Below are 12220 nucleotides of genomic sequence, written 5' to 3' on the forward strand. Positions count from 1 at the left end.
AAATCATTTTTTATTCATTCTCATTTTCGGGGCTTTGCATGTACAAAAACACCGCTCGCGTGCTGTCTGTTGCCGGTTTGATGGTCGCTTCCTTCTCAGTTTTTGCCACCACGTATCCGCTGACGGTGACCGACATTTCCGGACAGAAAGTCACTATCGATAAAGCGCCACAGCGCGTGATTTTGCAGGATGGCCGCGATTTACTGGCGCTGGCGGTGCTGGATAAAGCCAATCCGTTTGAGCACGTGGTTGCGTGGAATAACCTGCTGAAAAAAACCGATAGCGGTACCTGGGATATGCTGAAAAGCAAATGGCCGGAATCTGCCAACATCCTCGATATGGGATTCAGCGATAAAGGGCAGGTTGATCTCGAAACTGTGATCGCTAAGAAGCCGGACCTGATGGTTGCGCAGCTACGGGCCAGGGATTCCCTCGCGCAGGCAGGCGTGCTGGATAAACTGGCCGCGCTGCATATTCCGGTGGTGTTTTTAGATTACGAACTGGATCCGGCCAAAAACACCGCGCCAAGCATCGACCTGCTGGGCAAAGTCATGAATCAGGAAGACAACGCTCGCGCCTATACGAAGTTCTATAATGAGCATTTCCAGAACATTCAGAAAGCCGTATCAGCGATTAAAACCAGGCCAAATGTGTTCATCGAACCTATTGCCGGTCGCGATGATTCCTGCTGCTTCACGCACGGTAACGCAGGCTGGGGTCGGTTGATTCAGGCGGTAGATGCCAACAACATCGGCTCCCAACTGTTGCCAGGTGCATCGGGCACCGTTTCGCTGGAGCAGGTGATCAGCATGAAGCCGGACGTGTACATCATGACCGGTTCTGCGCGTCCGAAGGGCGGTTCAGTCACTCACATTCTGCCGTTCGGTTACGGTGCAGATCAGGCGAGTCTGGATAAAGCCGCGAAGGTGCTGACTACCCGCACTGGCGTGGCGCAGATCCCGGCCGTCATGAACGGTAACGTTTACGCACTTTACCACCAGTTCTACAACCATCCTTACAACATCGTCGGAATGGAATATCTGGCGAAATTTATCTATCCGCAAGCGTTTAAAACGCTGGATCCGGCGAAGACATACCACGATATCGTGCGTAACTACACCAATCTGCCAGATCAGGACTTCATCCTTGGCTGGTCAGCGAAGAAATAAATTCAGCGCTATCCCGTCTGCTTCCTTGCAGGCGGGTTTTATCTGCCCGCAGTGCCTGGCATTAACGCCATTTACATTCGTCACATTCGTTGACACTCCGTTAATTCATACCTTAATCCAATTGTATTAGTGTGATTCATAGAATCCCGCTATAGATCGCCATGGCGATCGTCAGCGAAGTGTACGACATCAACAAGGTGATTTTATGCAAACTGAAGAACAGCGTTTAATTGACGGGCTTTTTAGTCGCTTGCAACAGGCTGAGTCCAATACGGCACCGCGCGATGCGGACGCTGAACGTGTGATTCAGGCCCATATCCGTCAGCAGCCGTCGGCACCTTATTATATGGCGCAGGCGATGATTATTCAGGAAGCCGCGCTGACCAAACTGAATGGTCAGGTTCAGGCCTTACAGCAGCAAATCGACCAGCTGCAACAGCAAAGTGCGAAGCCGCAAAGCAGCGGTTTTCTGGCCGGCTTATTTGGCGGCGGGGCTGCTCAACCTGAGCCGCAGCGTTCTGCATCGCAGGGCAGCCAGCCGATCCCCGGCACGCAAGGTTGGGGCGCTCAGCCGCAGCAGTCACAATACGCCGGACAACCGCAGCAGGCTCCGACACAAGCTGCGCCACAGGCTCCGGGATTTTTAGGGAGCGCGTTGCGCACTGCGGCGGGCGTCGCCGGTGGCGTGGTCCTGGCGGATATGCTGACCGGCATGTTCCATCACAGCCAGCCTCAGGAAATCGTCAATATTATCGAAGAGCCGCCGGTGCAGGATCTCAATCCCGCCGACAGTAGCTTTCTGGATAACAACAATCAGGGCTTCGACAGTAATCAGCCTTCCTGGGAGGATGCGTCGCTGCGCGATGACAATTCGGATCTGGGCTTTGGTTCAGATAATTTTGACTCTGATGACTTCAACAATGACGATGATTCGTTTTTCTGATGGGGCGCGATATCAGGGCGTGAAGGGCTGATTTTGCAGAAGAAAGCGGCAACGAAAAGTCAGGAATGAGAGCTTTATCGCTTATTGCTATCAGAATTCTGGACAAAATGAAGATCTGTTGCTGTACTGTGAATGACACACATTTTGTGTCCAACATTCACGTAAAGGTAAGTTTGATGTCTAAGATTAAAGGTAGCGTTAAGTGGTTCAATGAATCTAAAGGTTTTGGTTTCATTACCCCTGAAGATGGCAGCAAAGATGTTTTCGTTCATTTCTCTGCTATTTCCAGCCAGGGCTTCAAGACCCTCGCTGAAGGCCAACGCGTAGAGTTCGAAATCACCAATGGTGCCAAAGGCCCGTCGGCTGCTAACGTTATCGCTATCTGACTTTAGCCGAATTCTTAAAAAACCCGCCGAAGCGGGTTTTTTTTTGCCTGCTGATTATGAAACGTTAAGCCGGTTTGCGTACCAGCGTGACGAACAACAGAATCGCAATCGCGTAGCAGCCGAGCATGGTCAGCGCCATTGAAAGCGCAGGCATACTGCCGAAACCTGTCACCGGCACGGCAAGCGCGCCGAGCGCAAACATACACACGCCCAACAGCGCCGACGCGCTGCCTGCATTTTTCCCCTGACTTTGCATCGCCAGCGACCCGGCATTCGGGCTGACAATCCCGATCACCATCACTGAGAAGAACAACGGCACCAGCAGCATAATCAGTGGCGCACCAAGACTGGCGGCGATCACCAGCGCCAGGGACGCCACAGCCGCGATGCACAGACCGGTTTTCACCAGCGCCATTTCGCCATAGCGACGGCTAAATCGGGTAGATACCTGCGCAGAAATGACCAGACCGATGCCATTGATTGCAAAGCACAGGCTGAACATCTGCGGGCTAAGGTGATAAATCTGTTGTAAGACGAATGGCGATGCGCCGATATAGGCGAACATTCCCGCCATCACGAAGCCCTGTGTCAGGCAAAGCCCCATAAACGGACGGTGTTTTAGTAATGAAAAGACCGAGCCGAACATGCTGAAAATCCCGCCCTGCGAGCGGCGCTCCGATGGCAGTGTCTCGTGCAACTTCAGCGCGGCGGAGGCAAACAGCATGATTGAGATGACCGCCAGCACGCCGAAAATTCCCCGCCAGTTCATCCAGCTCAGCATCGCGCCACCCAGCACGGGCGCAATGATCGGCGCCAGCCCGTTGACCAGCATCAGCAAGGCGAAGAAGCGTGTCAGCTCATGGCCGTTGTATAAATCTCTGGCGACCGCGCGCGAAAGTACCGCGCCACCTGCGCCGGCGATCCCCTGAAGTAAACGCGCAACAATCAGCTGATGGATATCCGGTGCTACGGCGCACCACACGGAGGCTGCCAGCAGCAAAGCCAGCGACCATAACAACGGACGAATGCGGCCATAACGATCGCTCAGCGGACCAAAAATCAGCTGGCCGAAGCCCAGACCCAGTAACCCGGCGGTGAGACTCAGCTGCGCGCTGGCGGTGGAGGTATTGAGTTCACCGGCCAGTTCTGGCAGCGCCGGTAAATACAGATCGGTACATAACGGACCGAGAGCGGCGAGTGAGCCGAGAACCAGGGCATAGCCGAGGCGTTTTTCTTGCAGGTGAGCGCTCATGGTGAAGAATTATTCCGCGTTGCTGGGGGTGAAATCGGTGTTGAAGAGATCCTGAAAGTAGCGATGGTATAACGCTTCCAGAATCTCCGCATCGGCGTGAACGGTAGTCAGACGACGAAAGGCCGTGCCTTCGCAGATGACGGCAAGACTTTCGACTTTAGCCGTCATTTCCACATCTGAAAACTGCGGGAAACTTTTACTCAGGAATGATTTGGCTTCGTTAAACAGCTGCTTTTCTGAATCCCGCCAGATCTTTTCCACCGCCGGATTACGGGTGGCTTCGGCCGCCACTTCCAGCATCAGTGCGTGGTCAATTTCGGCCTGCTCTTTTTGTTCCGAACAGAAATCTTCCTTAAACGGTGAACTGAGATTGCCAATGCGCCGGTGCGCCAGATTATGTGCGATCTGCTGTAAATTATGGGCATTACCGGTGATCAGCTGAATTTTTTTCATCACCATACGACGCACGATCTCTTCAATGATGGCGTTTTTGTTAGCGAAATAGCGGTAAATTTGCCCCACGCTGAGCTGCGACGTTTTGGCTATCTCAGCCATGCCGGCACCGTGAAATCCGTGCTTGCGAAAGCACAGGCGGGCGGCGGCGATGATCTGATCGCGGCGGGCGTTGATACGATCTTCTTTACTGCATTGTTGGGAGGCAAGCATGGAAGTCCTGGCGAATCGCCGTCATTGATTGTGAACGATCGTTCTCAATTATAGGTAATAAGGCGCAGCAGGACAATATTTGTATTATAAATGTAGCAAAAACGGCGCGTTCCAGAAGAAAGCGTCGTTTTTAAGAAGTGGGGTGATTAACGCGTTGAGCAAGCAGGATTAAGCGAAATATGCCTGCAAAAAAGCAGCAAGGGTCAGGACACAAAGGGCCACAACCAGATATTCAGATGACGTTTTTGGAGCAGAAAACATGGCATACCTCAATGTGTGCAATTAACTAAGCTAATTTAATGTTGGCTATTATCTGCGACAAACATGAAGGAAACATTAAGACAAAGAGGAGTGGATGTGAATCTGCGTCACGATTTGAAACTACGGCGGGCTTTTATGTAGAAAAAGCTCCGCCGCCGGAGAGGATCAGTGCGCGGTGTACCAGCTGACCAGCCCGAACGCCAGTAAGGTCATGGCAAGGGAACCCGCCAGATTAAGTGCCATGTTGAGCACCGCCGCGCCGAAACGACCATCCTGCAACATATAAACGACCTCAAGCGAGAAGGTAGAAAAGGTCGTCAGGCCACCGCAGAAACCGGTGGTAATCAGTATTTTCCAAACCGGATCGAGATGCGTCATCCGGGTAAAAATAGCAATGCCAAGACCGATAATAAACGCGCCCACCAGATTTACTGTCAGTGTGCCGAGCGGGAGTACAGGACTCATGCCGTTCATTTTCAGGCTGACATACCAACGGACAACACTGCCAATGCCACCGCCAATAAAGACTGCAAGTAAGGTGCTAAGCATAAAAACCCTTAAACCCGTCATACTTCAAGCTGCAGATGCGTTGACTGCGCTCGCTCATCCCGCTCCCTTAGTTATCTAAGCTCGGGGGATTCATAAGTTTGTCGCCTTCCTGTAACTCGAATTATTTAGGGTTTCAAATATGTTGAATTCAGAAAGGTCCGGGCACGACGCTACGAACCTCTCGCGAGATTGCGTAGACATCATCAGCCGGTAAAGGCGGTTTGGGAGGAATGTCATCTCCATACAGCAGACGCTGATTTTAGCGCGAAACGTCAGCCCATCGCCAGCACTATGGCATCGGCAATCAGATCGACTTTATCGGCTTTGATCTGACTGGTACTTATGCGGATAAACTGTCCAGGTCCGATGCGGCAACGCTCACCCGGCAGCACGGCGATACCGCGAGCGGCCAGCGTCACCAGTGCAAATTGTTCGGATGGCACCGGGATCCATATTGCCAGCCCGTCGCGTTCCGGGATATTTACACCACGAATGCGCAGGGCATCGGACATTGCTTTGCGCCGCTCTGCGTACACTGCTTTAGCGTGTTTAATACCCGCCTGCGTTTCCACATCATTAATCAGCCACGCCAGCGCCTGTTGCAGAATACGGCTAGACCATCCTGCGCCGAAATTACGGAATGATTTGATTTGCTTCACCAAATCCTCAGAACCGGACAGCACGGCCAGCCGTAAATCCGGGCCGTAGGCTTTGGAATAAGACCGCACATGCACGGTGCGATCCGGCAAGACGCTGCCCATGCTGACCGGTGGATAGGCGGATAACTGCCCGATGCCGTCGTCTTCAATAATCAGCGTGTTGCTCTCGCCGAGAATTTCCGCCAGCGCCGCAAAACGCGCGTGATTCAAGGCATGACCGCAGTGGGAATGGGTACGTGGCTGGTAGATAAACGCCGAAGGATTTTTGTTCAGCGCCATACTCAGCGATTCCGGGAGCGGGCCGAATTCATCACATTTCACCGGCACAACCTGCGCACCGAGATTGTCCAGCATATCGAGCAGGCGCGTCGCGGTCGGGTCTTCAATCGCCACCACGGAACCCTGCATCAGCAAGGTTTGCAGCGTGAGATTCATGGCGTCGAAGCCGCCGTCGGCGGCCATAAACGCCGGTGCTTCATACGGCCAGTCAGGTTTAACGGCTTCAAGCAAAGCGGGCGCGATGGCTTCACGCTGATAGCTGTTGAGATTGTCGGCGCTGATACCGTGCTGCATGGCTTGATGTAATTGCGGCAGTAAGCTCGGATCGGGCGAGGAGAGCGCCAGATCGGCGATGATGTGCTCACCGAAATTACCGATTTTCTCAAAACGGGCAGGCCGCGGTGACAGCATATCACCACAAACCCAGACGCCATTTCTGCCGCGTCCTGCGATGACTTTCTGGCGGCGCAGCTGCCCCCACGCGGCGGATACCGTCGCCGGACTCACCCCTAACGCCTGCGCCAGTTCGCGAACGGCGGGCAGGTGCGTACCTATCTCGATAACACCCGAGCGGATCAGTGCAGCGGTTTCAATTGCAATACTGCGCATCGAACGATCCTGCAATTGTGTTGCTAACCACTGTGCATCCAGCGTTTTTTCAGGGGGATTTTCAGCCATCTTTTTGCCTTTTGTTCAGTAACAAAGATTCTATTGTACATATTAATTTATGCCATTAGTATCAAACTTAGCCAGCGGAGGCGATAAAATAATCACGTTGCAATGAACATGATCTCCTTCGTAAAAGAATTTGGTGCGTTTATGGAGCGGTTTGTGAACAACTGATGAGCGCACAGTTATCTTTCTGCATTTCAAATGCTGACACTTAAGGGGATAGATGTGACGATTACTATCAGGCTGGCAGTACGTGACTGGGATTATTTTACGCCGCTGGCGTTGGGCGATCTTAAACCGGAAGGGTTTAACCTCGAGATTGATCGTGTGGGTACGCTGGTTGATAACCTGGCGACCAGCGAGAAATACGATGCAGGCGAAGTTTCTTTCAGCCGTTACGCTCAGGGGCGCGCTCGCGGCGAATCTGATCTGCTGGCTATCCCGCATTTCCTGATGCGTGGTTTTCGTCAGCGTTGCATCATTACCCGTGAAAACAGCCCGCTGACCGAGCTGTCGCAACTGGCGGGCAAACGCATCGGCCTGACCGGCTGGCAAGATTCAGGCAACACCTGGACCCGCACACTGCTGGCGCTGGAAGGCGTGGGGATTGAAGATGCTAACTGGTACGTTGGTCGCCTGACCGAAGCGCATCCGATTGTTGACCGTCTGGCTGGTTTCGGTCGCGAAGGACGCATCGAAGCGGTGCCGGGTGAACGTCCTATGATGGAATTGTTGCAAGAAGGCTGGCTGGACGCTGTCTTCACGCCGTTTATGCCCGACGGTTTTTTCAAACCAGATTCGGGTTTCCGTCAGTTTCAGCCGGATTTTCGTGCCGCCGAGCTGGCTTATTTCAACCGCGTTGGTTACATCCCTGGCATTCATTTGCTGGCCATCAAACCGGCGCTGGCTGAAGCGCATCCCTGGTTGCCGCAGGCATTGAGCGACATTATCGATCGTTCATATGAAATCTGGATGGATAAGCGCGCGAAATACGCTGATACCACGCCGTGGCTGCTGGATGATTTACGTCGCACGGTGGTGGATTTACCGGCGAACTGGAATGCAAACGGTTTCGCCGCCAATGAAAAAATGATCGACGATTTTGCTCATGAATTACACGCACAGGGGCTGACTGCTCAGCGTCTGACGCCGGCAGATTTGTTCCCGCAGTTTGCCACCCGTTAATGGCCGGAGAAGTAATGATGAAAGTTGCATTAGGTCAGTTTGCCGTTTCCCGCGAATGGGAAGCCAATGTCGAAACCTGCCTGTCGCTGATGACGAAATCGCTGGAAGCCGGAACCGATTTGCTGGTGCTGCCGGAAGGTATTTTAGCCCGTGATATCACCGACCCCGATTTAGTGCTAAAAGCCGCACAGCCGCTGGACGGTCCGTTCGTCAGCCAGCTGCTGGCTGCCAGCCGTGGCAATCAGATGACCACCATGATGAGCGTGCATACACCTGCACCGGAGGGTCGCGCGTATAACGTGCTGATTTCTATTCGTAATGGCGAAATCATTTCCGAATACCGCAAGCTGCATTTGTATGATGCGTTCTCTTCGCAGGAATCGAAAAACGTCACCGCCGGCGATGACGTGCCGCCGCTGGTCAACGTTGCCGGTTTTAACGTCGGCCTGATGACCTGTTATGACGTGCGTTTCCCTGAACTGGCGCGCCGTCTGGTACTCGATGGTGCAGACGTGCTGGTACTGCCTGCCGCCTGGGTGAAAGGGCCGCTGAAAGAAATGCATTGGGAAGTGCTGGTTACCGCCCGCGCACTGGAAAATACCACCTATATGGTGGCAGTGGGCGAATGTGGCGAGCGCAATATCGGGAACAGTATGGTGGTTGATCCGCTGGGCGTGGCCATTGCCCGCGCCGCCGAAGTGCCAGCCTTAGTGTTTGCCGAGCTGGACAAAGATCGTCTGGCACATGCCCGTAAAGTGTTGCCGGTGCTGGCGAACCGCCGTTTTGGGTTGCCGCAGCTGAATAACAACAAAGCCTGATTTTCGCCGGTCCTCAACGGCTGAAATTCAGCGCTTAAGAGCAGTAACGCGAGCGCCTCACCAGGGAACTCGTTGTAAAGAAAGACCTATAAATAGAAAGCATTATCCAAAGAAGTCCGCCATGGAAGGCATTAACTATAAATACACAACATTCATAAACTCACAGACTGATTTTTTACACAGAGGATTAAGAGATGATGGCAAAACAATTACGTCAGGCCGCGGTTCTGACTGCTGCATTACTTTCCGTGTCTTCCCTGAATACCTTTGCTGCTGAAAGTGTTGCGATTCCGACTCAGACGATGGATCCGGCGATCCACGCCAAATTACCTGCGGACATTCAGAAGTCGGGTGTGATGACCTCTGTGAACAACGGTTCTTTCCCTCCTTACGAAATCGTGACCGGTAGCAACGGTCTTGACGGCGCCAGTGCCGATCTGTCCCATGCGCTGGGAGAAGTCCTGGGTGTGAAAATTGAACACGCTTCGGTCACCGGTTTGTCCGGCATTTTGAGCGGCATGGCCGCGGGGCGTTACCAGATGGGTATCGGCCCGATTGGCGATTATCCCGATCGACAGGCGAAGAATGATTTCGTCGATTTCGTGAAAGAGTTTGTGGTGTTCGGCGTGCGTAAAGGCAATCCGGAAAAGATTAATGCGCTTGATGACACCTGCGGTAAGCGTATTGCGGTAATGGCGGGCGGTTCGGCTGAACAGGTGATCCGCAAGCAGTCAGAAGTGTGTGTGAAAGACGGCAAACCGGCCGTGACCGTGCAGTCGTTCAGCGACCAGCCCACCTCCATTCTGGCGGTACGTTCTAACCGCTCTGACGCCTTCTTCTCTTCTCAGGCTCCGCTGACATACTTTGTTGAAAAAGCCAACGGCCAGCTGGAACTGACCGGTACCGGGAAATCTAACGGTTTCGGTGATATTTATCAGGGGACCGTGGTCCCGAAAGATTCTGCGGTACGCGATGCGATTCTGGCCGGTTATCAGAAGCTGTTCGATAACGGCACCTACGCCATCATCATGAAAAAATGGGGGCTGGAAGGCAATATGATCCAGGCACCGGGCATCAACCTGGCAAAGGCGCAACCTAAATGACCGACAAAACGTATAGTTCAAAGCCGGCAGTCAAGGACGACTATACGCAGGATCCGCGCCGTAACGTTGAGTTCTCCCATGCACCCCGCAGCTTTGGCCGCTGGGTTGCATGGATTGTGGTACTGCTGATCGCCGCAGATGTGCTCTGGGGCGTATCGCAGAACAAGAACTTTGAATGGCACGTTGTTGCACAGTGGTTTCTGGAAGGTTCGGTGGTCAAGGGACTGGGCGTGACGCTCGGCCTGACGGTCGTTTCCATGTTGCTCGGTGTGTTCATTGGTCTGATGCTGGCCATTGCCCGTTTGTCTGACAGCCTGTTGCTACGGCAGTTGGCGGGCTTGTACATCTGGTTCTTTCGTGGGACGCCGCTGCTGGTACAGCTGCTGTTTTGGTACAACATGTCAACGTTGTTCCCGCGCGTGGTGTTAGGCGTTCCATTTGGCCCGGAATACATGAGCTGGAACACCAATGACCTGATCACGCCGCTGACCGCCGCAATTGCGGGGCTGGCGCTGAATGAGGCCGCATACATGGCGGAAATCATTCGCGCCGGTTTGCTCTCGGTGGATAACGGTCAGGCCGAAACCGCCCAGGCATTCGGTATGAGCCGCGGGCGCGCCCTGCGCCGGATTATTATTCCGCAGGCGATGCGGTCTATCATTCCGCCAACGGGTAACCAACTGATCAGCATGATCAAAGCGACGTCGCTGGTCAGCGTCATCGCGATGGGCGACCTGCTGTATTCGGTGCAAACTATTTACAACCGTACCTTTGAAGTCGTGCCGATGCTAATGGTCGCCGTTATCTGGTATCTGTTTATCACTTCGCTGCTGAATCTGGGACAGTCCGCCATCGAGCGTTACTATTCCCGTGGGACGCGCCGCACGCTACCCAGCGTGAAGCGCCGTCAGAACGCTGCGGAAGAAAAAGCCGCGCCGATCATGAATTCACCGGGCATGGCCCGCAAGGAGGACTTATGAGTCATACGCCATCCGACGTAAAGTCATCCGACACGGCGTCACTGGTGGTCGCCCGTAATGTGCATAAAAGTTACGGCGACAACGAAGTGCTCAAGGGTATCGATCTGGATGTAAAACCGAGCGAAGTTGTGGTGATCCTCGGGCCTTCGGGCTCAGGTAAATCGACGTTTCTTCGTTGCATTAATCATCTGGAAGACATCGACCGCGGTTCGATCATGGTGGGTGGCGAGCAGATTGGTTATGAACTGCGCGGTGACAGGTTGCATAAATTGTCCGAGCGGGCGATTGCGCGTCAGCGCCGTGATATCGGCATGGTGTTCCAGCAATTCAATCTGTATCCGCACATGACCGTGCTGCAAAACATTATTGAAGCACCGGTCGGCGTGCATAAAGAATCCCGCCAGGAAGCGGAAAAATATGCCCGCGAGTTGCTGGAAAAAGTCGGGCTGAGCGATAAAGCCGATGCCTATCCGCGCCATCTTTCCGGCGGACAGCAACAACGAGTGGCGATTGCCCGCGCGCTGGCGGTCAAACCCAAACTGATGCTGTTCGATGAGCCGACATCAGCGCTTGATCCGGAACTGGTTGGTGAAGTGTTGGCGACAATGCGGGATCTGGCGCAACAGGGGCTGACAATGATTGTTGTCACTCATGAAATCGGCTTCGCGAAGGAAGCGGCGGACCGCGTAGTGTTTATGGATCGCGGGTATGTAGTCGAGCAGGGTGCGGCGGATGAGGTCTTAGTTAATCCGCAGCATCCTCGTACGCAGGCCTTCTTAAGCCGCTTTATCTGACCGGCATCGGCGCAGCGAAACGTGGGTTAAATCAAACTTGCGGCGTATTTAGGGCAGCAAAGAGCAGAATCGCTTTATAGGCTGGCGGTTCATGCTCATAATGGCCGTCGCTGGTCATAATGCGCACAAGTTTGGATCCGTTCTGTTACATTTTCGGGTTGTATTAGCGTCGCGAATGGCCGTTAATAATGATAAGTTGTTACCGCTGTTTTCCGGCACTCAGTGTAAAGAAGGTATGTATGGAAGGTCTAAGTATTACTAAATTGTTGGTGGTCGGCGTGCTGATCGTTCTGTTGTTCGGTACCAGCAAACTGCGATCGCTGGGCGGTGACCTGGGTGCCGCGCTGCGTGGCTTCAAGAAAGCCATGAATGATGATCCGGCTCCGGCAACGCCTGCTGAAAAAACGGCAGCAGAAGAAAAACGCGTAGAGCATAAAGACTGATAAGTCCGTACCCGGCTCGCTGGCGTTACTGCAGAAAATAAAAAAGGTTGTTCTTGCGAAC

13 protein-coding genes are annotated in these 12220 nt (G+C 53.5%); 9 read left to right on the forward strand and 4 right to left on the reverse strand.

Features of this window, described 5'->3' with window-relative positions; translation table 11 throughout:
- Positions 1–38 precede the first annotated feature (38 nt).
- The 3 genes from GE278_06165 to cspE all read left to right on the forward strand — a co-directional run bounded on the left by GE278_06165 (position 39) and on the right by cspE (position 2498).
- Positions 39–1169 carry an ABC transporter substrate-binding protein gene (locus GE278_06165; GenBank protein ID QLK60377.1) on the forward strand — a complete coding sequence of 377 codons (1131 nt, stop codon included), beginning with the start codon at positions 39–41 and terminating at the stop codon, positions 1167–1169.
- Between the two features lie 205 nt (positions 1170–1374).
- A complete protein-coding gene (locus GE278_06170; GenBank protein QLK60378.1) occupies positions 1375–2112 on the forward strand; it encodes a DUF2076 family protein in 738 nt (245 codons plus the stop codon).
- A 176-nt stretch (positions 2113–2288) separates the two neighbouring features.
- Complete coding sequence (gene cspE / locus GE278_06175; GenBank protein ID QLK60379.1) at positions 2289–2498, forward strand: transcription antiterminator/RNA stability regulator CspE; 210 nt, start codon at positions 2289–2291, stop codon at positions 2496–2498.
- Positions 2499–2562: 64 nt separating this feature from the next.
- On the opposite strand, the gene GE278_06180 is transcribed toward cspE, so the two are convergent.
- From GE278_06180 to GE278_06195, 4 genes are all read right to left on the reverse strand, one after another.
- Positions 2563–3750: a Bcr/CflA family efflux MFS transporter gene (locus GE278_06180; GenBank protein QLK60380.1), complete on the reverse strand. Its 1188-nt coding sequence runs from the start codon at positions 3748–3750 to the stop codon at positions 2563–2565.
- Positions 3751–3759: 9 nt separating this feature from the next.
- Positions 3760–4416, reverse strand: coding sequence for a TetR family transcriptional regulator (locus tag GE278_06185; GenBank protein ID QLK60381.1), 657 nt, complete (start codon positions 4414–4416; stop codon positions 3760–3762).
- A gap of 426 nt (positions 4417–4842) precedes the next feature.
- On the reverse strand, positions 4843–5226 hold the full coding sequence (gene crcB, locus GE278_06190; protein ID QLK60382.1) for a fluoride efflux transporter CrcB: 384 nt from the start codon (positions 5224–5226) through the stop codon (positions 4843–4845).
- Positions 5227–5498: 272 nt separating this feature from the next.
- Positions 5499–6842, reverse strand: coding sequence for an aminotransferase class I/II-fold pyridoxal phosphate-dependent enzyme (locus tag GE278_06195; GenBank protein QLK60383.1), 1344 nt, complete (start codon positions 6840–6842; stop codon positions 5499–5501).
- Positions 6843–7061: 219 nt separating this feature from the next.
- On the opposite strand from GE278_06195, the gene GE278_06200 reads away from it, so the two are divergent.
- The 6 genes from GE278_06200 to tatE all read left to right on the forward strand — a co-directional run bounded on the left by GE278_06200 (position 7062) and on the right by tatE (position 12159).
- Positions 7062–8021 carry a nitrate ABC transporter substrate-binding protein gene (locus GE278_06200; protein ID QLK60384.1) on the forward strand — a complete coding sequence of 320 codons (960 nt, stop codon included), beginning with the start codon at positions 7062–7064 and terminating at the stop codon, positions 8019–8021.
- Between the two features lie 17 nt (positions 8022–8038).
- Positions 8039–8839, forward strand: a complete 801-nt coding sequence (locus GE278_06205) for a deaminated glutathione amidase (protein ID QLK63219.1) — start codon at positions 8039–8041, stop codon at positions 8837–8839.
- 194 nt (positions 8840–9033) lie between these two features.
- Positions 9034–9942: a transporter substrate-binding domain-containing protein gene (locus GE278_06210; GenBank protein QLK60385.1), complete on the forward strand. Its 909-nt coding sequence runs from the start codon at positions 9034–9036 to the stop codon at positions 9940–9942.
- Entirely contained in the window at positions 9939–10922 is a 984-nt protein-coding gene (locus GE278_06215) for an ABC transporter permease subunit (protein QLK60386.1), read from the forward strand. Before GE278_06210 ends, GE278_06215 begins: the two co-directional genes overlap by 4 nt.
- A complete protein-coding gene (locus GE278_06220) occupies positions 10919–11716 on the forward strand; it encodes an ATP-binding cassette domain-containing protein (protein ID QLK60387.1) in 798 nt (265 codons plus the stop codon). Before GE278_06215 ends, GE278_06220 begins: the two co-directional genes overlap by 4 nt.
- Positions 11717–11955: 239 nt before the next feature.
- Positions 11956–12159: a twin-arginine translocase subunit TatE gene (tatE, locus tag GE278_06225; protein QLK60388.1), complete on the forward strand. Its 204-nt coding sequence runs from the start codon at positions 11956–11958 to the stop codon at positions 12157–12159.
- Positions 12160–12220: the final 61 nt, after the last annotated feature.

The organism is Enterobacteriaceae bacterium Kacie_13, assembly GCA_013457415.1.
Taxonomy (GTDB): Bacteria; Pseudomonadota; Gammaproteobacteria; order Enterobacterales; family Enterobacteriaceae; genus Rahnella.